Annotated in this window: 18 protein-coding genes and 1 pseudogene; 16 read left to right on the top strand and 3 right to left on the bottom strand. The window is 41.2% G+C overall.

Translation table 11 applies throughout. The features are described 5' to 3' along the window. Positions 1-57: 57 nt before the first annotated feature. The 11 genes from FN808_RS01980 to FN808_RS01930 all read left to right on the top strand — a co-directional run bounded on the left by FN808_RS01980 (position 58) and on the right by FN808_RS01930 (position 11,607). On the top strand, positions 58-1,713 hold the full coding sequence (locus tag FN808_RS01980) for a RagB/SusD family nutrient uptake outer membrane protein (RefSeq protein WP_142712854.1): 1,656 nt from the start codon (positions 58-60) through the stop codon (positions 1,711-1,713). Positions 1,714-1,739: 26 nt separating this feature from the next. Further along, positions 1,740-2,195: a hypothetical protein gene (locus FN808_RS01975; RefSeq protein ID WP_142712853.1), complete on the top strand. Its 456-nt coding sequence runs from the start codon at positions 1,740-1,742 to the stop codon at positions 2,193-2,195. A 113-nt stretch (positions 2,196-2,308) separates the two neighbouring features. After that, entirely contained in the window at positions 2,309-4,051 is a 1,743-nt protein-coding gene (locus FN808_RS01970) for a GMC family oxidoreductase (RefSeq protein ID WP_142712852.1), read from the top strand. A 4-nt stretch (positions 4,052-4,055) separates the two neighbouring features. Continuing rightward, entirely contained in the window at positions 4,056-4,688 is a 633-nt protein-coding gene (locus tag FN808_RS01965; RefSeq protein WP_142712851.1) for a gluconate 2-dehydrogenase subunit 3 family protein, read from the top strand. A 57-nt stretch (positions 4,689-4,745) separates the two neighbouring features. Further along, a complete protein-coding gene (locus FN808_RS01960; RefSeq protein WP_142712850.1) occupies positions 4,746-6,212 on the top strand; it encodes a Gfo/Idh/MocA family protein in 1,467 nt (488 codons plus the stop codon). Positions 6,213-6,398: 186 nt separating this feature from the next. Continuing rightward, the gene (locus FN808_RS01955; protein ID WP_142712849.1) at positions 6,399-7,055 is read left to right on the top strand and encodes a 3-keto-disaccharide hydrolase; all 657 of its coding nucleotides are present in this window, start codon (positions 6,399-6,401) and stop codon (positions 7,053-7,055) included. Between the two features lie 52 nt (positions 7,056-7,107). Next, entirely contained in the window at positions 7,108-7,812 is a 705-nt protein-coding gene (locus FN808_RS01950; protein ID WP_142712848.1) for an orotidine 5'-phosphate decarboxylase / HUMPS family protein, read from the top strand. Between the two features lie 103 nt (positions 7,813-7,915). Next, positions 7,916-8,947: a zinc-binding dehydrogenase gene (locus FN808_RS01945; RefSeq protein ID WP_142712847.1), complete on the top strand. Its 1,032-nt coding sequence runs from the start codon at positions 7,916-7,918 to the stop codon at positions 8,945-8,947. 4 nt (positions 8,948-8,951) lie between these two features. After that, entirely contained in the window at positions 8,952-9,749 is a 798-nt protein-coding gene (locus FN808_RS01940) for an SDR family oxidoreductase (RefSeq protein WP_142712846.1), read from the top strand. 22 nt (positions 9,750-9,771) lie between these two features. Further along, positions 9,772-10,674, top strand: a complete 903-nt coding sequence (locus FN808_RS01935) for a sugar phosphate isomerase/epimerase family protein (RefSeq protein WP_142712845.1) — start codon at positions 9,772-9,774, stop codon at positions 10,672-10,674. Positions 10,675-10,704: 30 nt separating this feature from the next. Beyond that, complete coding sequence (locus tag FN808_RS01930; protein ID WP_142712844.1) at positions 10,705-11,607, top strand: carbohydrate kinase family protein; 903 nt, start codon at positions 10,705-10,707, stop codon at positions 11,605-11,607. Positions 11,608-11,668: 61 nt separating this feature from the next. On the opposite strand, the pseudogene FN808_RS19195 reads toward FN808_RS01930, so the two are convergent. Next, a pseudogene (locus FN808_RS19195) lies at positions 11,669-12,238 on the bottom strand (IS1595 family transposase); the annotation flags it as partial. A gap of 116 nt (positions 12,239-12,354) precedes the next feature. Here FN808_RS19195 and FN808_RS01915 point away from each other — a divergent pair. Beyond that, the gene (locus FN808_RS01915; RefSeq protein WP_142712842.1) at positions 12,355-13,620 is read left to right on the top strand and encodes an MFS transporter; all 1,266 of its coding nucleotides are present in this window, start codon (positions 12,355-12,357) and stop codon (positions 13,618-13,620) included. Between the two features lie 296 nt (positions 13,621-13,916). Here the strand turns inward: FN808_RS01915 and FN808_RS01910 are convergent, their stop codons facing one another. Continuing rightward, on the bottom strand, positions 13,917-14,114 hold the full coding sequence (locus FN808_RS01910; protein ID WP_142712841.1) for an addiction module protein: 198 nt from the start codon (positions 14,112-14,114) through the stop codon (positions 13,917-13,919). A 368-nt stretch (positions 14,115-14,482) separates the two neighbouring features. Then, on the bottom strand, positions 14,483-15,934 hold the full coding sequence (locus FN808_RS01905; RefSeq protein ID WP_142712840.1) for an RNA repair transcriptional activator RtcR family protein: 1,452 nt from the start codon (positions 15,932-15,934) through the stop codon (positions 14,483-14,485). 135 nt (positions 15,935-16,069) lie between these two features. Here FN808_RS01905 and FN808_RS01900 point away from each other — a divergent pair, with 135 nt between their 5' ends. From FN808_RS01900 to FN808_RS01885, 4 genes are read left to right on the top strand one after another with little or no spacing between them, the layout of a single operon-like run. Beyond that, positions 16,070-18,910 (top strand): N-6 DNA methylase, encoded by a 2,841-nt coding sequence (locus FN808_RS01900; protein ID WP_142712839.1) that lies wholly within the window; start codon positions 16,070-16,072, stop codon positions 18,908-18,910. A 1-nt stretch (position 18,911) separates the two neighbouring features. Further along, on the top strand, positions 18,912-19,832 hold the full coding sequence (locus FN808_RS01895; RefSeq protein WP_142712838.1) for a hypothetical protein: 921 nt from the start codon (positions 18,912-18,914) through the stop codon (positions 19,830-19,832). Positions 19,833-19,850: 18 nt separating this feature from the next. Beyond that, positions 19,851-20,963 carry a metallophosphoesterase gene (locus FN808_RS01890; RefSeq protein ID WP_142712837.1) on the top strand — a complete coding sequence of 371 codons (1,113 nt, stop codon included), beginning with the start codon at positions 19,851-19,853 and terminating at the stop codon, positions 20,961-20,963. Further along, the gene (locus FN808_RS01885) at positions 20,953-23,409 is read left to right on the top strand and encodes an AAA family ATPase (protein WP_142712836.1); all 2,457 of its coding nucleotides are present in this window, start codon (positions 20,953-20,955) and stop codon (positions 23,407-23,409) included. The genes FN808_RS01890 and FN808_RS01885 overlap by 11 nt, the downstream gene beginning before the upstream one ends. The last annotated feature ends 18 nt before the right edge of the window (positions 23,410-23,427 follow it).

Genomic DNA, 23,427 nt, shown 5'->3' with positions numbered 1-23,427 from the left:
TCATAGCGCCGGTTTTTTAGGCAGCATAACAGTAACCTAATTATCGAATTTGTTATTATGGGAAATCATAAAAAAAGTAATAACCAAAGTTTATATTTTATTTCCCCACTCGTACTAATATTTACAATTATTTTATTAAGTAGCTGTGATTTAACTGAAAATCCGTCGGGGACTCTAACAGTACAAACTACACCCCTTCAAAATGAATCGGATCTCAACGCAATGGTAGTAGGGGCATACCGCTCTTTACCAGAATGGACCGGAGGTGCGGGAGATTATGGTAATTACATGCCTTGCAGTATCGAATTTCAGACGGGTAAAGCTACATCGGAAGATTCACATCCTTTATTATTCAGGTTCCAGAATGATAACGTTACGGGAACTTTACTTGATGATTTTAATGTGCCGTGGGAAAGATGGTATCAAGGTATACGGGATGCAAATTTTGCAATCACAAGAATTAAAGAAGCTCGAAGTAATAGTGATATAGCAATTAGTGAATCCAGTCTTGGAAAAGCTCTTGGCGAAGTTAGAACATTGCGTGCATTCTATTATTTCAATATTGTTAGATATTACGGAAGTGCAGTTTTGGATACTACATATCATGAGGGCCTAGGGAATCTTGATAAACCAAGAACATCTTTAAAAACCATATATGATGAAGTTATTATACCGGACCTTGAGTTTGCAGTTAATGAAAGTGGATTGGAAGATATTCCCGTGGGTGCGAATGGAAGACTTACGAGGTACGTTTCGAGGGTAATATTGGCTGACGTGTATTTAACTGCAGCAGGTTATCCTTACCAGGAAGTAGCTACTGCACCGGAACAAAATTGGTCGGAAGAAGGATTGTGGGAAATGGAGGGATATCCGGTTCAAAGTAATAGCGCCGAACAATTTTTATTGAACGCACAAGAACAACTCCAGGCATTATACGGTCAGTACAGTTTAGGTGAATTAAATGTGAATATTCATGATCTGAATGGTGAGGCAATCTTTCAAGCTCATTATAACGGAACCGAGGAAGATAATGAAATTGTAGCGGCAGCATTGCCTTCTAACTCTCGTATATCAACATTTGGCAGTGAATACGGAACTTTTATACCAACGGAGGGATACATTAATTCATATGATCCTGATGATCAACGCCTTGAAGAAGACAATTACTTTTTTAAAGAAGATAGGGTGCATTCATCAAAAGATGCCAGTGAGCCGTTTGTTACATTTGACAGACGTTATCTTGCTAAATTCTATGATGAAGAAGCGATAAAAGAAACAGGGCAATCCTCTATAAACTGGACATTTTATCGTTATGCAGATGCACTTTTAATGTTAACTGAAGTCAATTGGGCATTAAAAGAATTGGGAGCAACAGCCATTTCCAATGATCAAATCGTAAAAGGAATAAATGAGGTAAGGGAACGAGCCGGGCTTAGCGGCTATAATGCTTCTGAAGTAGATTTAAAAGCCATTCTGAGTGAACGTGCATATGAATTAGTATTTGAAAATAAAATGTTATGGGATCAAAGGCGGACTCGCAAGGCACTCGTTGTTGGCGATGGTGAATTTTCTGAACTTGTAGATTTAATGGGGCACCAACCAAGGACTTTTAGTTTTCAGTTAAGTGCCAAACACTTACTATCTCCAATAGGAGGAACAGAGATGCAGGTTAATCCTGAAATGACACAAAACTTTGGTTATACCCCCCAATAATCAATAAAAACTCCAGTGAAAATATTATGAATACGTATAAATTAAGTGTATTAACGATTGGTTTTATTTTGATTTTCATAACTAATTGCAGCAGTGATAATCCATATTATAGCATCCCCACAAATGCGGATGGAGAAGTTGAAATTACAGATGTTTCCGAAACAGAAGTCAGGCCAAGCTCTGAAATTACACTGCAGGTTGTTGAATTTACGGTTATAGCAACGCTTCCGAATTCTAGTGAAGGGGATGAAATGACGACGGAATTACTGAAATTACAAACGCACCCGGAGGCTGGTAATGAACAGTTACTTCCATTAGATGATACTCAGAAAACGGTTACAGTTGGTGAAGATCTAAAAGCTTCTGTTACTTATACAAGAACAACTGCTCAGTTAGAGAATCCCGGTGATGATTATGTGGTGATAACCTTTGCAGGGGAGACAGCTTCTGCCCAGGCAAGAGTAGATTTAGTAGAGGAATAAAATCCGGTCTAAACCTGTGCACGTTCAATATAGGTTGCATTCAGTTTATTATGTCTTTTAAAAAATTTCTTAACCTTGGTTTAATAATATAAGACTAATCTTGTCATAAATTTATGAAAGATTTTCAAATTAAAGAGTCCCCGGAAACCTATGATGTTATAATCGTCGGGTCTGGCGCTGGCGGGGGGATGGCCGGGTACATCCTGGCTAATGCTGGAGTGAATGTGTTAATGCTTGAGGCGGGGCCTTTTTTTGATCCAGCACAAGATTCTCATCAACTTAAATGGCCTTGGGAATCGCCCCGCCGCGGGGCTTCTACCACCCGACCGTTCGGTGATTTTGACGCCGCCTATGGCGGATGGCAGATCGACGGCGAACCGTATACCCATAAAGATGATACGGAGTTTACGTGGTTTCGTTCGCGCATGCTGGGAGGCCGGACCAATCACTGGGGGAGGATTTCATTGCGGATGGGGCCCCGCGATTTCAAGGGAGGTACCTATGACGGTGTGACAGATGACTGGCCTATCAGTTATGAGGATATCAAGCCCTTCTATGATAAAGTAGATCGTTTGATTGGAGTCTATGGTACGGTGGAAGGATTAGAAAATGAGCCTGATGGTATATTTTTACCCCCCCCTGAACCTACGCTAAACGAATTATTACTAAAAAAGGGAGCAGAAGAAGTCGGGGTCAATGTAATACCGGGTCGTGGGTCGGTACTCACCAAACCATTACCTGGAAATAATGATCGGGGATCCTGTTTTTTTTGTGGACAATGTAACAGAAGCTGTAAAATTGCCGCGGATTTTTCTTCTTCTAACGTATTAGTCATTCCGGCTATTAAAACGGGTAACCTTAAGGTAATTCCAAATGCCATGGTTCGGGAGGTTATTACGGGAAAAGATGGGTTGGCTAAAGGGGTTTCCTATATAAGTAAAGAGGATATGAGGGAATACAAGGTTAGAGGTAAAGCCGTTGTTTTGGGAGCCAGCGCCTGTGGATCGGCGCGGATATTACTTAATTCCAAATCCCCCCTTCATCCCGACGGGCTGGCCAACAGCAGCGGTCTTGTCGGCAGATACCTGCATGATTCGACTGGTTCTTCGATGTCGGGCTTCCTGCCGGAGCTGATGGACCGGAAAAGGTATAATGAGGATGGGGTAGGCAGTGCTCAAATTCTTTCCCCCTGGTGGCTCGATAATAAAGATTTAGACTTCCCTCGCGGGTACCACATTGAATATGGCGGTGGGTTTAGCATGCCATCCTATGGGTTTGGAGGAGATGTGCCCAAAATCAATGGCATGGTACCGGATCGGGATGGAAACATAAAAAAGGCCGGAGGGTTTGGTAAATCTTTGAAAGAAGATTATCGACGCTTCTACGGCTCGCGGGTAGGCATGGCCGGCCGGGGAATGGCCATCGCCCGCCAAGATAACTATTGTGAAATCGATCCCGATGTTGTGGATAAGTTTGGAATCCCGGTATTACGCTTTAACTACAAATGGACCGATGCCGAAATTAAGCAGGCCAAACATATGCAGGAGACTTTTGAATCCATTATGCATGCCATGGGCGCGGTTGTAACTCATAAGGCGAAAGGCAAAGAGGACAATTATGGCTTGAAACCGCCAGGAGATATTATCCATGAAGTGGGTACTACGCGTATGGGGAATGATCCTAGTACATCGGTGTTAAATAAATGGTGCCAGGCCCACGATTGCGAGAACTTATTTGTTGTGGACGGAGGACCTTTCGTGCAGCAGGGGGATAAGAATCCAACGTGGACAATTCTGGCCCTATCTATGCGTACTTCCGAATATATACTTGACCAGAGAAAGAAACGAAATATTTAGCGCTATGGACAGAAAAGAAGCTTTAAAGGCATTGGGCCTTACGACAATAGGGAGTGGGTTACTGCTGGAAGCATGTACACAGAAGAGCGAGGATCCCTCGCCCGTGGTGGATAAAGATAATTTAGATGGAATAACCGGGCGGCAGGATTTTGAGATTGAGCGATTGAAACGCCTCCGGGAGGCCCCTCCGTTCTTCACGGAGCATGAGATGCTCACCATTACAGCTCTGGCTGATATTATCATTCCGGAGGATGAAGTATCAGGCAGTGCTTCTGACGCTAATGTACCCGAGTTTATAGCATTCATTGTAAAAGATATGCCCGAACACCAGCTACCCATGCGGGGAGGATTAAAATGGCTGGACACGCAGTGCCTGAAGCGATATGAAGGTTTGTTTATAGAGTGTACAGAAAACCAGCAGCTGGAGATGGTGGAAGCCATCGCCTACCCGACCGAGGCCGCACCGGAAATGCAGCCGGGGGTAACCTTCTTTAATCGCATGCGTAACTTGACGGCATCGGGTTTTTATACCACCGAAATGGGGATTGAGGATATCGGATACAAAGGGAATACCCCCAATAACTGGGAGGGCGTGCCGGAAGAGGTACTGGCAGAATACGATCTGGAAAGATCCTGAGTGGATTTGTAAAGGCCCTTAGTTATTAATCAACAAATAAATTATGAGTATAATACCATGGAAGAAGAACAAAAGAAGCCGGGAAATTCGAGAAGGAACTTCATTAAAACGGTAGCTGCAGCATCAGCCGGGTTTACCATTGTACCCCGTCATGTTTTAGGAGGTTCAGGTTATAGAGCTCCAAGCGATAAGTTGGTAATAGCTGGTATTGGAGTCGGAGGGAAAGGGAGGTCTGATTTGCGTCATTTTTATGAGAGTGGCAAAGCAGAGATAGGATTTTTATGCGACGTAGACGACCGGCAATCGGTGGAGTCAAGGAAGCGATTCCCCAATGCAAAATATTATACGGACTGGCGGGAGATGCTTGATAAAGAAGCCAAACATATAGATGCGGTATCGGTATCCACGCCCGATCACAACCATGCCGTAATGGCGATGGCGGCTATGCAGCTGGGTAAACACGTGTATGTGCAAAAGCCGATGACCCATGATATTTATGAAGCTCGTAAATTAACAGAAGCAGCGAAAGAATATGAAGTGGTTACGCAGATGGGTAATCAGGGGGCATCGGGCGACGGTGTACGCCAATTGCAGGAGTGGTATGATGCCGGAGTTATCGGAGATGTGCATACGGTAAAGTGCTGGACCAACCGGCCGGTCTGGCCCCAGGGAATACCCTGGCCATCCGTTAATCCACCGGTGCCCAATGAACTGGACTGGGACTTGTGGCTGGGTACGGCCCCCTACAAAGAATATGTTGACAACCTGATTCCCGGGAGCTGGCGCGGTTGGTGGGATTATGGAACTGGTGCACTGGGAGATCTGGGATGCCATTTAATGGAGGCCCCTTTTCGCGTGCTAAATCTGAAATATGCAACCGATGTACAGGCAACCGTAGGCAGCATTTACACCGATTTTTGGGATCGGGGAGTCTTCCCGGAAAGTTGTCCTCCCTCAAGTAATGCTATATTGACGTTTCCTAAAACAGACAAAACTGAAGGACCGGTTAAATTTCACTGGATGGACGGTGGCATCAAGCCCGAGCGTCCCGAAGAACTGGGGGCAACAGAGCTATTTGGCGATGGCAATAGCGGCATACTGTTTATCGGTACAGAAGGTAAGATGATGGCCAGTGAATATGCCGCTAATCCTCGTTTAATTCCTCTCAGAAGAAATGAAGAGGTCAATATTGAGCAAAAAATTGACCGGGTACCCGGTGGTGCCGATGGACACTATGCGCAGTGGGTAGAAGGATGTATTGCCGGATATGGAAACATGGAATTAAGTGCTCCTTTTGAAAAATCCGGCCCTTTGACCGAGGCGGTATTGATGGCTAATCTGGCTATTCGGGTCGCAGATATTCCCAAACAGCGTAAGGATGAGGATGGCGATATCCATACTTATTATCCAGGTTCGAATATTCGGCTGTTGTGGGATAATGACAATATGAAAGTCACCAACTATGATGAGGCAAACCGGTTTGTGAAACGAGATTATCGAGATGGTTGGTCCTTAGGCGTATAACATACGTGGAGGCTTTGATTTACCATTCCACCCAATGCTGAAATTGTCCCGATTTTTCGGGAGGCGGGTTAAAAAGTGACAAACAATTTGCCGGACGCTCCTTCTGATTGATCGTGGGGGAACTCGATGAGTTTTGCGTCCCATTTATTCCACTTAAGAAATAGATTATAACCATAAAAGAAGATCATGAATAAAATTAGTTTATTTTTAATGACATTGTTGTGTTTGGCAATAGTCGAAGTTGGATTTTGTCAGAATAATAGTGATTCATCGGATGATGGATGGATTTCGTTATTTGATGGAGAAAGTCTCGATGGGTGGAAAGTGGGAGAAAATGCCTCGACCTTTTCGGTGGAAGATGGTACTATCAAAGTAGAGGGCCCCAGAGCGCACTTGTATTATGCGGGAGATGTGGAGAATCATGATTTTGAAAATTTTGAGTTAAAAGCCAGAGTGATGACTCGGTCTCAGGCCAATTCAGGCATTTATTTTCATACTGAATATAAACCGGATGGCTGGCCGGTAAAAGGCTATGAAGTGCAAGTGAATAATTCGCATAGGGATTGGAGAAGGACCGGTAGTTTGTATAATATTGTGAACGTCAGGGAGCAGTATGTCAAAGATAATGAATGGTTTACTGAGTACATTAAGGTAAAGAGCAATCGGGTTATAGTTAAAATTAATGGTATTACAATGGTAGATTATACCGAACCTGAAAATCCCGAGCGTGAAGGAGAACGCGTACATCGGATACTGTCGAGTGGAACCTTTGCACTGCAGGGGCATGATCCGAATAGCGTTATATATTTTAAGGATATCAAGGTCAGACCACTTGATGATTGACCACGCTTTTTAAAAAACAAAAATTTAGTAATTATAATATTTGATTTTATCAATGAAACCAATTGTACAAATTTCGCTTGATTTAACTAATATTGATGAGGCCCTCGAAACGGCTTCTACAGCATTACGTGCCGGGGTAGACTGGATAGAGGCCGGGACACCGTTAATTTTGGCAGAAGGTCTTCATGGGGTCCGCAAGCTTCGGGAAGCTTTTCCCGATACGCCCATTGTTGCTGATCTGAAAACCATGGACGGGGGATATTTGGAAGCAGAAATGATGGCAAAAGCGGGAGCTACCCATGTAGTTGTGATGGCCCGGGCACACAAGGAAACAATCAAATGTGTAGTGCAGGCCGGCCGGGACTTTGGAGTCAAGGTCATGGGGGATAATCTTGGTTGCCCGGATAAGGTAGCCGGGGCCCGGCGGTTGGAAGCCTTGGGCTGCGATTACGTGATCCATCACATTGGCTATGATGAGCGCCGAGGGATTGCTGCGCAAGGAAAAACAAAGCCCAGCCCTATGGACCAGCTGAAAGAAGTTATTCAGGCGGTAAATGTGCCTGTTCAGGCCGTGGGGGGATTAAGTCTTGAACAGGCTGTTCAATGTCCGGAATATGGAGCTCCACTCGTGGTATTAGGAGCCCCATTGACTATAGACGCAGATGCGTTTAAAACGGCCGAGGGTGATTTAGAGGGCTCACTTCGTCTGATATGTGAAAAGGTGCACGCCTATAAGGATGTTATAATAAACGAGTAGCCATAGACAAAATATGAGTGTCTAATCAAAGAGATCGAATAGAGGGCTTTTGCAAAAAGCCGTGTATAATTAGATTTATAACAGAATATTATAGTCATTTTTTATGAAAACAGCAGCAGTTGTTAATTATGCACCTGAAAAAGGCGCTGTTGAACTTCGTGAAATAGATCAACCCCCCATAGGAGAAGAGGATGTCCTGCTGGAGGTATCGCATGTAGGCGTTTGTGGCAGCGATTTGCATCAGTGGACCGCCGACCACAGCTGGCCCGTCAACTATCCCGTGGTGCTGGGCCATGAATTCGGCGGACATGTTGCAGAAGTCGGGAGCGGGGTCGAGAATTGGAAAGAGGGTGACCGGGTTGTCAGTGAAACGGCCGCGATCATTGATTCCGATAATCCGCTGAGCCGACAGGGGCTGTATAATCTCGATCCGACCCGCAAGGGATTTGGCTACGGAGTCAACGGAGCAATGACCCGCTATGTGCGGGTGCCAGCCCGTTGTCTACACAAGATTCCTGCCGGCCTTTCTTTTGAGCATGCCTGCCTGACGGAGCCATGTAGCGTGGCCTACAATGCCGTGGTTGAAAACACGCGCATTAAACCCGGCGACCGGGTTATGATACTTGGTCCGGGTACGATTGGGATCTTATGTGCCGCTGTAGCCAAAATTTGTGGAGCTCAGGTAGCCGTTGTTGGCTTGGAGGCTGACCGCCATCGCCTGGATATTGCTAAACAATATGGCTGCAAGGCGATTATTGGGGAGGAAGAGGCGGCCAGGTGGGCAAACAGGTATGACGGGTTTGGTGCGGACTGTATTATTGATGCTGCGGGAGTCAGCGCTACCCTGCAAACGGCCCTGCAGCTAGTACGACCCAATGGCAAGATCACCAAAGTGGGATGGGGGCCACAACCACTGGAGTATTCGCTTGACCCGCTGGTCCAAAAGAACGTGACGCTTCAGGGAAGCTTTAGCCATAACTGGCCGGTATGGGAACGGGTGATCTCATTGATGGGTAGCGGGCAACTGGATGTTAAGCCGATCATCGGGGGGATATGGCCAATCGCGGAATGGCATACCGCTTTTGAAAAAATGCACAACGGTGAAATTGTAAAAAGTATTCTAAAACCGGTATAGACCGATGAGATTAAAAGATAAAGTAATTATCGTAACGGGAAGTACCACTGGCATTGGCGAGGCTATTGCCAGGCGTTGCGTGGAAGAGGGCGCCCGGGTGGTGATTAACGGGCGCAATCGCCAGGCGGGAAAAGATTTGCACAATGAACTGGGGAAGGAACATGTCGCCACGTGTATAGGAGATATCAGCGAGCCCGAAATGCCTCAAGCCCTGGTAAAAACAGCGCTGGAGGCCTTCGGCCGGCTTGATGCGGTGGTCAATAATGCGGCGATGATTGTATCCTCAAACATTCATAGTTCCGATAAAGACCTCCTCCATCAGGTCTTTGATGTGAATGCTGCCGCGCCCTTTGCCCTTATTAAAGCTGCTTTGCCCCATCTTGGTAAAAGGAAAGGCTGCATTCTTAATATCGGATCGGTCAACGCATACAGCGGGGAACCTGATTTGCTGGCCTATAGTATGTCCAAAGGGGCCATGATGACGATGACCCGTAATCTTGGAGATGTCCTTTTCCGGGAGGAGGGGGTACGGGTCAATCAGATTAACCCGGGCTGGGTGCTTACAGAAAACGAAGCGTCCCGCAAGCGGGAGCATGGATTAGCCGACGACTGGTACAAAAATATTCCCTCCATGTACGCTCCGGCCGGTCGTATTTTATGGCCCAAAGAGTTGGCCGCTGCCGCTGTTTACTGGCTGAGTGATGAGAGCGGGCCGGTCTCAGGCCAGGTTGTGGAAATTGAGCAGTACCCGTATATCGGCCGCAACGCACCAAAAGATGAGAGCACCATTTCCGGAAAATGAGAACTGTAACCAACACCAATCCATGCCTAAATTAGCCGTATTTCCAAAAGCATTTATGCAACAGCTATGTAAAGATGGAACGATGAGCGTATCCGAGTGGATTACGCTTGCCGCAGAACTGGAGGTCGATGGCCTGGAATGGTATTCCGGTTTCCTGGAGATGGCCGATGAATCCAACTGGGCAAAATTTCGCCGTCAGGTGCACAGCCATGATAAAGAGATTCCCATGATGTGCTGCTCACCCGATTTCACGCATCCTGATGCCGGCTTCCGGGAAAAAGAAATTGAAAAACAGAAGTACTGGATCGACATGACAGATGAGCTGGGCGGTTCCTACTGCCGGGTTTTGTCGGGCCAGCGACGCCCTGAATTGTCTATGGGGGAGGGACTGGATTTCGCGGCAGAAAGCATCAAGGCATGTCTTCCATACGCCGCCGAACGGGGTATTACCCTCATATTGGAAAATCATTACAAGGACGACTTCTGGGAGTATCCTGAATTTGCCCAGAAGATGGAGGTGTTTTGTGAACTTGTAGATCGGATACATCATCCGAATTTCGGTGTCAATTATGACCCCAGCAACACCTATCTTGCTGGCGAGGATCCGCTCGAGCTCCTTCGCAGGGTTTCGGATCGTGTTGTAACAATGCACGCGAGTGACCGGTACCTGACGGAAGGAACGCTGGAAGATCTCCGTAAAGAGGAATCAGGGGTGGAGGGATATGCCCGCAGATTGAGCCACGGGGAGATTGGCCAGGGGCTGAACGACTACGATGCGATCTTCAGGGAATTAAAAAAGGCTGGATTTAACGGGTGGATAAGTATTGAGGATGGGGTGGAAGGGATGGACCAGCTGGAACGGAGTGTTGCCTTCCTGAGAGACAAAATATCCCATTACTGGTCGAATTCGGTATCAGATGATTAATGGATCATCCTTTATAATAAATAATGCATTATGAATGCCGATTTTCAGACCCCAAAAGTATATTGTTTCGGTGAGATTTTATGGGATATTTTATCTGAATATGAAGAATATCCAGGAGGAGCCCCATTGAATGTAGCTTATCATCTTACAAAATTAACGATTCCAGCAGGGATTATAAGCAAAATTGGCACTGATCCTTTGGGTGAGCAACTAAAAATTGTAATAGATAATTGGGGAGTTAAATCTATTTTACAATCTGATCCCGTTAATTCTACTGGTCAGGTTTGGGCTCATATAGATGAAAATGATGAGGTCGCCTATAAAATAGTATACCCTGCAGCATGGGATTTTATAGAATTGGATAAAGATATGATAAATGAAATAAAAGCGGCAGACTATTTTATTTATGGAAGTTTGTCAGCTCGCAATTCTGTATCTAGAAATACTCTATTCGAATTGTTGAATTATGCTAAGTATAAGGTTCTTGATCTTAACTTAAGATCCCCCTTTTATGAAAATGAATTGTTGGAAAAGTTGCTAGCCAAGGCTGACCTGCTCAAAATAAATCAGTCTGAACTTAAATTTTTACAGAAAATGCTAGATGGCCGATATAATAGTGAAAGAGAACAAATTTCTTTTGTCCAAAAAGTATTTAATATTCAGAATATTGTTGTTACTAAAGGAGGCATGGGAGCTTCGTATTATACGCAAGGTAACTCATATCATACAGACGGTATATCAGTCAATGTATCCGACACGATTGGCTGTGGGGATTCTTTTTTAGCATCTGTTGTTGCTGATCATTATTTCAAAAGAAAACCTGAGGATATATTGAAAAGGGCTACTGCTATGGGTGCATTTATAGCTAGTAAAAATGGTGGTTGTCCTACTTATGAAATTTCTGACTATATCAAATTTTTAAAAGACAATTAATTGAGAGAAGAATTACTAAGAAAAGCCTATTAAATAAGGGTCTTATGAAGCAAACACCTCAGGGGATCCCGTTAAATTGGGAAAGTCGTCGCTTCGCAAAACTCCAAAAAGATTCAATGCCATTAATATGACTGGACGAATTAGCAAACTTATCTTCGCCATGTTGAACACGGTAGCGTTTGTCATATCCGACATCTACCAGTCCGTCGTAGCAATGCCAGCCGTCGCTGTGAATAACGCTCTGCGGGTCAACTTTTCCTCGTATAACCCGTTGAAGTGTCTTTTTTCAAGCATCGGGGACAATTCCCGTATATATTTTACCTTGGCACTTAAAAACCCTAAATACAATCGTTTTTCCTCCGCCCCCCCAACCACGTTTGCCAGGAATACGTTTGGTACCAAAGTAGGATTTATCAACTTCAATGGTTCCGGCCAGTGGGGCTTCTTGCTCCGACCAACGGGCGATCTTCTGGCGAATCCGCCCGTAAATATCAGTGACCGACCGTCGGGAAATACCGGTAAGTTCAGCGGCATCTGTGGTCGTAAAATCCATTGAAAAATAACGAATCAATTGCCGAAATTTAGACTTAGTCCCGATTGATTCGTGTTGAACGCTTATAACATTAGTTATTCATTGCATAGTAATATGTTACAAAGACTTATATCAGCCTATGCATCACTAGACCCTTCTTATTTAACACTGGATACTATATTTATACAAAAAGTACTTATTTACTAATAAATTCTATGCAAAAGATAATCAAGCAAGATAAATTATTTATAGCTAGTTGCCTAGCTTTACTTGTTACATCCTTATCGTTTGGTATTCGTGCGGGTATTATGTACGATCTGATGGAACAGTTTCGTCTAAATGCATCACAAATGGGATTAATTGCAGGTACTGCTTTTTGGGGATTTCCATTAGCTATTGTTGTCGGTGGAATGATTGTGGATATTGTAGGTATGAAGCGTCTTTTTATATTTGCCTTCCTCTTACATTTAGTTGGAATTGTGTTTACCATATTTTCAACGGGATTTTATAGCTTATATATTTCTACCCTATTTATAGGAGTTGCAAATGGTACTGTGGAAGCAGCTGGGAATCCTTTAGTAGCGACTATCTATCCTGATAACAAAACAACTAAATTAAATCACTTTCATATCTGGTTCCCAGGTGGAATAGTAATTGGAACGCTTATTTCTTTTGGTATGGCCAAAGTAAGTTTGGGATGGGAATGGCAAATGGCTATGATGATTATACCTACTATTATATATGGATATATGTTTTATAGGCTTGATGTTCCAGTTACAGAACGTGTATCCGCTGGTGTTCCTACCAAAGAAATGTATCGAGCTGTTTTGAGACCGCTTTTCATTTTTATGTTTATTTGTATGATAGGCACCGCTGTTACGGAATTATTCATAAATCAATGGGTAGGAGTATTGCTAGAAAATGTAACTAATAGTTCAATTTTAGTTCTTGCACTGATATCTGCTATTCAAGCTTTTGGACGCGGAGTAGCTGGACCAATTGTAACTCGAATATCACCTTCCGGATTGTTATTGATATCTTCAGTTTTTTCTACAATAGGGCTATATTTATTGGCTACCCTAAGCGGTAATTCCATATTTATTGCGGCAATAGTGTTTGGGCTGGGTGTTACTTATTTTTGGCCTACTATGTTAGGGTTTGTTTCTGAAAATATTCCTGAATCCGGTGCTTTAGGACTAAATTTACTGGGAGGTGTGGGAACTCTCTCTGTTTCTGTATACATGTTTTTTATGGGTGAGTATTACGATAAACTCATTGCATTAGCTTTACCCACAGGGGCTGATATTGACGTTTACCGTTCTGCTGCAGACGGCACCAGTGAAGCACAAGCTTTTCTTCAGGCTAAAATTGCCGCTGGTCCTGAAGTAATAGAAGCAACTATAGTTATCCCACTTTTTCTTACTTTTGCTTTTCTTTTTTTATATATCTATATGAAAGTGTATGGTGATAAAACAAGATAATTAATACAATTTTGTAATTTCTTGTGGCTTTATTCTTAGAAAGAGGTTTTAAAAGTGGAGTTTTCCGTCAATTATCCTACCTTCCCTTAATTATGAGGATTACACAGATTGTTTCAATTTGCTCTTTGCTGAATTCGGAACCCTCCCGCTCCGGTTTTCCCTCCTTTTTCATGGCTTTTGCTCTTAAATTGGAATTTTTACCAATCTAACAAAAAAACAGCTTCCAAATTTCGCTTCTAAGGCGTTCAAAATTTTTAAGTGAAAATACCTATCCCCCATAGGGTGAATTTGATCTACTATGATTTCCGTTCGCCTGGTATGGTTTCAATTTCTCCGTTCTCAACCTCATCCAGTCTTCGCTCCGCTTCATTGGCCCAAGCTTGTTCAATCTCCCGATCGGGTCGACGGAGCGTTTCTTGAATGGTTTTTCTTATTTTAATCTGTTTTGTGTCGGAATAGGTTACTATTTCCTCTATGACTTCTGTTAAGGTCATAGGCCCCTTATTGGTGAATTGCTGCTGAGTATCTCCCGTCTTTTCGTCTTAAACAAGCGAGATAATTTGTTATATAAGTCTTCGCTTGGAATGAGCGCAACAGAAAGAGCCTTGATTAACGAAGTCGATGCGACGTTAAACCTCATCCTTACAAGCTTCCTTAATATCAGAGCCATCGGGGGAGAGGCTTTCCATAATATATTCAGAAAACTATAACTTATAGTCGACGGGAAGCCTGTCAATTACGTCACGGATTTCTTTTCTACTAATATTTCTAAAAGTTACCTGATTTTTTACGACGTTTTGGTAAGCTAAATGAAAATATCACCGCTTAGAAACCAAATTTGAGATGAAGAAATTATTTTAGGCTATAAGAAGTCTTCCCTAACCAAGCCATATTTCTCCATTTTACTTTTAAGAGTATTTACTACAATACCCATGGCATCAGCCGAACGGGACTGATTACCGTTATACAAATCCATGACATATTTAATATGTCCTTTCTCTATATCGTCAAGCAGAAGGGATTTTTCATTATCATTCTCTTTCACAAATCGAGGAATGTCATTTTCAGTTACTTCATCTTCAGTAAACACATAGAGTCGTTCAATTAGGTTTTCAAGTTCTCTGATATTTCCTGGATAGCCATAATTGACGAGTTTACTTTTTGCCTCCTTTGACAACTCAAGCTTAGTAGACTTTTTTAACGTCTCTTTTTTCTGATCGATGAAAAAGTTGATCATCTTTTCAATTTCTTCTTTTCCTCTCTCTTGTAGGCTAGGTAATTCTAGTGGAGCTACATTTAGCCTATAGAAAAGATCCCACCTGAATTCATCGTCTTTACAAAGTTGTACCAAGTTTTTGTTACTTGCTGCAATAATTCTAACATCCACTTTCTCAGGAGTTCCCCCAACAGGTGTAATCTCCTTTTCTTCTAACACACGTAATAAAGCCTGCTGCATATAAGGTGATATATCTCCTATTTCATCTAGGAAAACAGTACCACCATCAGCTTTTTTAAATATTCCGTCTTTATCTTCATTTGCTCCTGTAAAAGCCCCTTTTTTATGACCGAAAAGTCTTGATTCTAATAAGTTGTCATTAAAAGCGGAGCAATTTATGGGAATGTAAGGTTCTTCACTTCTGATAGAATTGTCGTGGATGAAACGGGCAAGGTGTTCTTTACCAGTTCCCGTTTCGCCGTGAATTAAGGTGGTTATATTATCGGTTTCTGCAATTTTACTGGCGTTTTCATAAACAGGTTTAATTGATTCGGTAATTAGATAGTCTTCTACATGTTCGTAGGTTTTAGATCCTAAGTGTTTTTGTTTTAAAATTATACCCTTTGGAATATCAGATGTATCAACGTCCATTATTAAGCGTTCTGGCTCATCGTTCTCTGAATATCTCGAAGGGCGAACTTGTATTAATCGTGTGTTAAGACCAAGAGATGAATGGCATACATACCAAGCTACCTGCATAATTGAGGTACCTGGAGAGAAAAAGATATCTATTTGATGTTCAGAAAGATCTAATAGTATGGGTTCAACTTTCGTTTTTACTTCTCTAAGATCAATAGGATCATTTATCTTAATAATCTTAGGTTCGATCTGATGCTGTGGAAAATCACGCTCTAATTTATTCTGCAGCTGAGTAATTCTGAGATTCTCTGAAGATTCTGCAGCTAATAAGAGGTGTTTATCATATCCTTCTTCTTCTTCGTAGAAATAATTGTGAAAATTATATGTCGGGCCAGATTCATTTACTTCCCCAGCATCGAAATCGTTATTATAAGCAATCCAAGAGATAAGGATTTTCATATATCAATTATTGATAGTTATTTAAAATAGTTGATACTAAATTTATCCTTTTATTGCTTTTTATCAACTGTTATGGTGTTGGTCTGAGAATTGCAGGTATACTAACCAAGATATAAAAGTCAGATATACAGACTTATGAGTAAAGATTTTAAAACTGATATTATTAACGTTTTGGAAGACAGTAAGAGAAGTCTTACTGCTGAAGAAATAGCTCAAATACTGTCCAAAAAGTATGATAGTTATAAATCTGTTTCTCCGACAAAAGTACTTATGAGAGTAAGGGAGCATTCTGATACGTTCACGGTACGTGGTGAGAAAATAAGGTTAAAACAAAGAAAGTCCCAGAAGCAGAAAACAGTAAATGAAATCACATCGAAGCTGTGGAATCTTTTTTCATATTTCAGAAATAGTAATTTCGATAACTACGAGATTTTTCTAAGTCTCTTACTATACAAGAGATTTGAAGATACTTACAGTGGCAGTAGTACCAAGAACTTATTTAATGACTACTTAATGCCACTGAATAAGCTTCATTACGTGAATGATTCATCAGATCTAAAAACTGCTATATCCAAAAACTTTGATAAGCTTGAGAACAATCTCTCGCAAGCTTATGAGGATTATTTCGAGATATTTGATATCTCACAAGATGCTTTGAATGATATTGAAGGTGATCAGTTGTTAAATATAATTCATGATTTTTCAGAATTTAATTTTTCAAAAGAGAAGTTTTCTAATAAAGATTTCTCTGATATCTACTCAGAGATAACAGATTATCTATTAAAAACAGGAGAAGGAAAATTACATGTTTCTATCCCGAATGAGATCTTTTCTTTAATAGGTAAGTTTATTCAAATAGAAGATGTTAAGAGCGTTTACAATCCAGTAGTTAGTGAGCCAAATTTCTTTATCAAGACTTTAAAGGAAATTTTCAATTGGAAAGAGGATATTCACTTTGCTGGTCATGTTAATGATAAATCGATTTATTCTTTAGCCCTACATAATTTTGTTTCTTTAAACTATCGTGATTTTAATTTAATAAAGGGTGATTCATTACAAGAAAACGAGACTAGCAATTTTGATTTAGCTATATCACAGCTACCATTTGGAAGGAGAAAGCCCAAATTTAATGAAAACCCTTATTACTTAAAATACGGGGATAGCCGGACTGCTGAGTGGTATTACATACAAAAGATGTTGAACTCTGTTAATAAGAATGGAAAAGTCGTTGCTATCACTTCAAGCTCCCCTCTTACAAATAATAGTGGTAGTAAAATAAGAAAGACGTTAGTACACGAAGGCTTGGTTGAAGCAGTCATTAAGTTACCTAATAAAGTTTTCAAAAATACCTCTGTTCCAACGTTCATTTTTATCTTAGATAAGGGCAAGTATCATAATGAAATATTCTTGGCTGATTTTGATCAAAAAATGGATTCATTTAGTGCTACTCATTTTAAGGAGTTGTCAAAAAAAGCAAAATCACATTTTGAGACACATACTGAAATTGAGGGATTTTCAAGATTCGTTGCCGCTGAAGAAGTTTTCGAGAACCGTAACAGTTTAAATCCATCCAATTATATACATCCAGAACTAGAAAAGGTTAAGCATTTCTTAGCAGGTGATAAGGAAAAAATAGTATCCTTAAAAGATTTAGTTAAAGATAGAGTACTTGGAAAGTTTCGAATAAAAAAAGCAGAGAATAAAGAAGATGGTAAATTTGAGACAAGTGAAAATTGGGAATCTTGGCATTATAGTTCTGGAATTAATTGTGTGACGGTACGTGATCTAAACACCCAAAAAAACTTTGTCCATCTCAGGTATGCAGGGTTAGAGAAAATTTCATATCCCGTTGAAGACAGCAAGGTCAAGAAAAGCCTGATAAGTTCTAAGGCTGTTTTAGTAAATCGTATTGGAAAGAGTTTGAATCCTACGGTATTTACTCCTGATTCTAAAAATCCTGAAATTTTGCTTGGAAATGATGTTGTAGCCCTAATTCCAGATGAGACCAAGATATTACCTGAATATTTACATTATCAGATAACTCAAGAGACAACTCGTGTTCAGGTAGAGCTTAATATGAGGGGAACTACTGTGCAAAGACTCAATTTGAGGGATTTATTAGACCTGAAGTTTTTTGTTCCTCCAATTGAAGAGCAGGAAAAGCAAGTTTTTGAATTCAAGCAAACTCTGCTAAAAAGAGAAGAAAGTGAGCGGGATTATGAAGAAAAGGAAAAGGTAATCCTTGCTAATATGCGACACAGTCTTAAAAACAAAATTGGCCCTATTAAAAATGACTTTGCGACTACGAAGTTATTTTTGAGTGATTTGGAAGAAAAGGGAAAGGGCTTTAATTGGGAGATGCCTATCCGGCCTGTTACTGGTCAAGACAAAGAAAAAGTTAAATCGGTAGCAGAGGTTTTTGATAGAATAGATAGAAAGTTTGAAGAGCTTAATGATATCCTTCATAAGATGAAGTCTATCATAGATCTAAAAAAATCGGTTTTGGATCTTGAATTCGTAAAGGTTGGACAGTTCATCAAGGAGGTGTTCGAAGGACTTAATATTGATAAAGAGAGAACATTTATAAAATGCAAAGGAGATAAAATTGAAGCGCCAATTGATAGGTTTTGGTTTCAGGAAGCAATTTCAAATTTAATTATTAATGCTGAAAGGCATGGAAGAATTAAAGACCCAAAATTGGAGTTATTTTTTGAGATATCTAATACTGAAGATGGCAATGTGAGAATTTATTATGCGAATAATGGCAAGCCTTTTCCTCCTGGTTTTAATTTCGATATACAGTATAAAGGGTTTAAGGAAAAGGCTGGCAAAGAAAGTGGTACTGGCCTTGGAGGATATTTAATTAATAAAGTCATTGAATCACATGAGGGCTCTTTGGATCGAATTGTGGGTGATGATACAGAGCCTTCTTATTACAATGTTGAAATGGAAATACTAATTCCTAAGAGAATTTGATATGTCAGATTTTTTAAAAGTTATGATTATTGAAAATGAAGAAGATTATGCTGATTCCTTAGAAGATAATGCAGCTTATAAGGATATTGAGTTAATACACTTTGACAATCTAGAAGATGGACTTGCAGAACTAACCGACAATTTTCCGTTTTATGATGGTTTAATATTAGATGGGAAAGGGCATCTTTCGGCTGATAAACCAGTAGAAAAGGACGTCCATGCTTATAAAGCATTAAAAAAATTACGCGAACTTGGAGAAGAAGGAAAATTAATTCCGAGAGTAATTAATACTGGTTATTTCGAAGATATGCAGGACGTTACTGAGTACGAGGATATTGACATCTTTGAAAAGTTTAAAGAAGAGGATGAGATGCTCGATACTCTAAAGGGTATGATTGAGAATTCTAATATGTATAAATACAAAAAGAAATATCCGAATGTATTTAGCCTATTTGTAAACAAATATTTTCCAGATCGAAAAGCACTTGACTTGATACAAATCCTTAATGCCCTAGATAGTAAAGAACAATCAGTAATTAGAGCAAACTTGTCTCTTATTAGAACATTCTTAGAACCTTTATATAAGGGAATGGCAGATTTGGGATTTATACCGAAAGAATTTTATGACACGGATGAAGATGAAATAGCTGCGACTTGGTGTGAACGTTATGTTACATTTCGGAGCGTTGATATTGAAGTGAAAGAAAATGGTGATACTAAAAAGAATACATTCAAAGCAAATGATAGGATTGTGCCTAATCATATTGGTTGGGAATTGAGTCAAATAAGAAACTTATGTAGTAAAGCTGGCAGCCATGACTATTCTTATAACGTAAGTAATATAACTTTGAAGTCAGCTACCTTTTCCCTTCTTAATATTTTGGATTGGTACTATAGCTGGTTACAAGAACTGAAAAATTAATCAAGAGAAAATAGTTTTATGAAAATACTCCATTTTGCAGATGTTCATCTTGGCCGGGGATTTAGTGGGTATGCAGAAGTTTCGGAAGAATTAAGTGAGGCGCGATATGAGACACTTGAAAATCTGATATCCAAAGCGAATGAAAAGCAATGTGATGTGATCGTTATTGCTGGTGATCTGTTTGAACGCCCGAGGATGAACAAAGCTGATGTAGAACGGGTTATCCAAATTTTGAACAGATTTGAAAGAGGTCCAGTACTGTTGTTGCCTGGAAATCATGATTATGTGACGCCCGAAAGTGATTTATGGCGATATGTTAATGATGCCAAGGATGATCATGTAATAGTGTTAGGTGAGAAAGCTCCAAAATCATTGGGAGACTATGATTTGCCGGCAACAATATACCCGGCGCCATGTCATTCAAAGCATTCATCAGAAAACGAAATAGGTTGGATTGCCGACGTTGAAAAAGATTCCGAGTTAATCAATATCGGGATTGCCCATGGAAGTGTCCCGGGCGTTGCTCCTGATATGAATGATGAACACTATCCGATGACTCAAGAAGAGTTGTCCGATAGTGGGGTTGACCTTTGGCTGTTGGGACATATCCATGTGCCATGGCCAGATAACCCAGGACAGAAGGACCGAATATTATATTCAGGAACTCCTGAACCTGACACAGCAAATTGCCCGCACGGTGGAACGGCATTGTTAGTAGAGATCGGGGAATCAAAAGAGGTGTACGTTCAACAGTTATTGACCGGCAAATATCGATTTGAAAATTGGGATGAGCATGTAACCTCAAAAGAAGAACTAGAAAACTTGCTGCAAAGGGCTGAACAAGAGGAAAGCCAAGAGGTTGTCTGTCGATTAACTATTAACGGTAAGCTTGAAGAAGAGGCTTGTAAAAGTTGGCATGAAGAAATTTTCCCAAAGCTTCGAGAGGCATTCTTCTATCTAAAGTTGGATGACTCGGACCTAAAGCGGAGAATTACGAAAGAACAGGTTGAAGAAGAGTTTCCGCAGGAATCTTTTCCTGACCGATTATTATCAAGGTTTATTGAAAACGATCAAGAAGAGGCGTTACAAACGGCATATGAATTAATTAGTGAGGTACAAGATGAAAATTAAGTCCATAAAACTACATCCATTTGCAGGTATTCAAGAGAAAGAAGTGAATCTGACTGACGGACTAAACCTTGTATTGGGTCCCAACGAAGTTGGAAAGTCAACGATTTTTCATGCGATTCACCATGGGCTTTTGACATCATCAAATTTAACGAGTCGAGATTTTGATGATAAAATGGATCCATTTTTACCGATTGGTGGAGATGTTATCAGGGTTACGCTTATGATTTATAAAAGTGATCCTGATACTTGTTATGAAATCAGAAAGACGTGGAGGCCAGGGCTTCGTAATGGGGAGGCTACACTAATTAAACCGGCTGGTACTGAAGTTAATGACGAAGATAATGTACAAAGTATTATTGAAAGTCTGATTCCTGCAAGTCCTTCAACGGTAAGAGAGGTTATGATGTCTCGTCAGTCTGGATTGCATGAGATTATGGAGCGTATGGATCAGCATTCTGAAGTACAGCAGGAGCTCAGTGATGTATTGCGTCAGAATGTGATGGAAGCCGGAGGAATGTCAGTTGATAAATTCCGTGAGAAAGTGGAATCAGAATTTAAGACGTACTTTGGTAAATGGGATCGAGATAAAAACTATCCTCAAAAAGATTCAAGTGGCCGAGACAGAGGAGTTCAAAACCCCTGGCAACAGGGTGTTGGAGTAGTGCTTGAAGCTTGGTATCAAAAGGCAAACGCTCGGAAGCATTATGACAAAATCATTTCCTATGAAGAGCAGCTGGATGAGCTCAATAGCCAACTCGAAGAATTAAATGCTGAGTTGAGTGAAAAAGAGCAAGAATACAGTAACCTATCACCGATCCAGGAAGAGTTGCAACAGCGAGAAGTATTGGAGAGTAAGCTTGAGACCATTGAGGAAAAGTTTGGTCGGGTTAAAGAGATTGCTAAGAAGTGGCCTGTTTATGAAGATAAAATCGAGAACCTGACTCCAGAACTTGAAGAACTGAATGAGCAGTTAGACGATTTAGCCGAAGAGCAACAAAAGGCTGCAAAAAAATCAAAGATTGAGAATCTGAAGCAAAGAGTAGAGAAACTCAGCCAGCTAGAAAATCGGATCAAGGAGGCAAGAAAAGACCTGGAAGAAGCTAAGGAGATTACCGAAAAGGATATTGCTGAGCTAAGGGAGTTAAAAGGTACAATACGGGATCTGCGTACCACAATAAGAGCATCTAAACTCAAGCTTTCCGTTACGGCCCTTCAAGATACTGAAATAACAGTCAGTAATATTGATGGGGAGGAAGCTAGCTGGGAAATTTCAAAAGGAGAAGATTTAGAGGTAGAAAAGGAAGGGTTTGTTACTCTTAAAACTGATACCCTTCAGCTAACAGTTAAGTCTTCGACAGATGACTTGGAATCCGTTATCGAAGAGCTTGAGGCTAAGGAGGAGCAGCTCAAAGGAAAATTGGAAAAACTGGAAGTTAAGGACTTTGAAGATGCTGTTTCCGATAACAAGCTCTATGAAGATTACAAGAAAAGGCTAAATCAGGCGACCCGACAGTTTAAGGACGAGCTGGGGGATGATGAGTATGAAGATCTTAAAACCAAGCTGGAAGAGGCCGGTGATGTCGAAGGTGTACGTGAGTTGGGCGTTATACAAGAAGAGCGTGACCAGTTGCAGGAAAAGCGCAGAGAGTTGAAGAATGAACTGGACAAAATGCGTGAAGCCCTCAGCACTTGGAAGGATGAGTACGATGATGATATTGATAATCTGTTTTCTGAAAGAGCGGATCTGACCAGTTCCAAAAAAGAAATTGAAGGCCGCCTTGAAGAACTTCCTGATTTGCCGGAGCAGTTCGATTCAGTTAAGGCCTTTAATAATTATCTGGGTTCTCTGGATGGTTCAATTGATGACCTTAAGGAGCAGAGAGGAGACCTAAGAGAAGAGCTTGCCGAGCTTAACGGCGGCGCGCCTCAGGAGAGTTCAGATGAGTACGAGGAGGTAGTCAATGAGCTAACATCAAATTTTGAAAGGATTAAGCAGAAAGCTGAGAGTATTGCTAAGGTTAAGGAGGAAACAACTGATATCTTAGCTGGTTTGGAAGATGAAACCTACCAGCCTTTGGTAGAGTCATTTACAGGTTGGCTTGGTGAGATGAGCGATGGTAGATTTCAGGAGGTTAAGCAGGATGGTGAGTTGCCCGATGCGTTTTTAACTCCTGAACAGACGGCATTGACTTTTGAAAAACTTTCACACGGGACCAAAGACCTTACAGCACTAGCTTGGAAGTTAACGGCTTCCGAATATTTCTTAAATGACCAATCGAGTTTGTTAGTACTTGATGATCCTATGGTAGATATGGATCCGGACCGTCGCAAGCAGGCGGCGAGTGCGTTGCAGAAGTTTGCGGAAGAGCACCAAGTACTTATATTCACCTGCCATCCCTATTACCAGGATGTTTTGGAAGTAGAAAATTTAATAGAACTAGAGTAAAGCTATAAACCAGGTATT

The organism is Fodinibius sediminis, assembly GCF_900182555.1.
Classification (GTDB): Bacteria; Bacteroidota; Rhodothermia; order Balneolales; family Balneolaceae; genus Fodinibius; species Fodinibius sediminis.
This window is presented reverse-complemented; position numbering and strand designations above follow the sequence as displayed.

Excerpts from the sequence above, each read along its gene's own strand:
- FN808_RS01980 (WP_142712854.1), top strand. The coding sequence starts at position 58 with ATGGGAAATCATAAAAAAAGTAATAACCAAAGTTTATATTTTATTTCC.
- FN808_RS01975 (WP_142712853.1), top strand. The coding sequence starts at position 1,740 with ATGAATACGTATAAATTAAGTGTATTAACGATTGGTTTTATTTTGATT.
- FN808_RS01970 (WP_142712852.1), top strand. The coding sequence starts at position 2,309 with ATGAAAGATTTTCAAATTAAAGAGTCCCCGGAAACCTATGATGTTATA.
- FN808_RS01965 (WP_142712851.1), top strand. The coding sequence starts at position 4,056 with ATGGACAGAAAAGAAGCTTTAAAGGCATTGGGCCTTACGACAATAGGG.
- FN808_RS01960 (WP_142712850.1), top strand. The coding sequence starts at position 4,746 with ATGGAAGAAGAACAAAAGAAGCCGGGAAATTCGAGAAGGAACTTCATT.
- FN808_RS01955 (WP_142712849.1), top strand. The coding sequence starts at position 6,399 with ATGAATAAAATTAGTTTATTTTTAATGACATTGTTGTGTTTGGCAATA.
- FN808_RS01950 (WP_142712848.1), top strand. The coding sequence starts at position 7,108 with ATGAAACCAATTGTACAAATTTCGCTTGATTTAACTAATATTGATGAG.
- FN808_RS01945 (WP_142712847.1), top strand. The coding sequence starts at position 7,916 with ATGAAAACAGCAGCAGTTGTTAATTATGCACCTGAAAAAGGCGCTGTT.
- FN808_RS01940 (WP_142712846.1), top strand. The coding sequence starts at position 8,952 with ATGAGATTAAAAGATAAAGTAATTATCGTAACGGGAAGTACCACTGGC.
- FN808_RS01935 (WP_142712845.1), top strand. The coding sequence starts at position 9,772 with ATGCCTAAATTAGCCGTATTTCCAAAAGCATTTATGCAACAGCTATGT.
- FN808_RS01930 (WP_142712844.1), top strand. The coding sequence starts at position 10,705 with ATGAATGCCGATTTTCAGACCCCAAAAGTATATTGTTTCGGTGAGATT.
- FN808_RS01915 (WP_142712842.1), top strand. The coding sequence starts at position 12,355 with ATGCAAAAGATAATCAAGCAAGATAAATTATTTATAGCTAGTTGCCTA.
- FN808_RS01910 (WP_142712841.1), bottom strand. The coding sequence starts at position 14,114 with ATGACCTTAACAGAAGTCATAGAGGAAATAGTAACCTATTCCGACACA.
- FN808_RS01905 (WP_142712840.1), bottom strand. The coding sequence starts at position 15,934 with ATGAAAATCCTTATCTCTTGGATTGCTTATAATAACGATTTCGATGCT.
- FN808_RS01900 (WP_142712839.1), top strand. The coding sequence starts at position 16,070 with ATGAGTAAAGATTTTAAAACTGATATTATTAACGTTTTGGAAGACAGT.
- FN808_RS01895 (WP_142712838.1), top strand. The coding sequence starts at position 18,912 with ATGTCAGATTTTTTAAAAGTTATGATTATTGAAAATGAAGAAGATTAT.
- FN808_RS01890 (WP_142712837.1), top strand. The coding sequence starts at position 19,851 with ATGAAAATACTCCATTTTGCAGATGTTCATCTTGGCCGGGGATTTAGT.
- FN808_RS01885 (WP_142712836.1), top strand. The coding sequence starts at position 20,953 with ATGAAAATTAAGTCCATAAAACTACATCCATTTGCAGGTATTCAAGAG.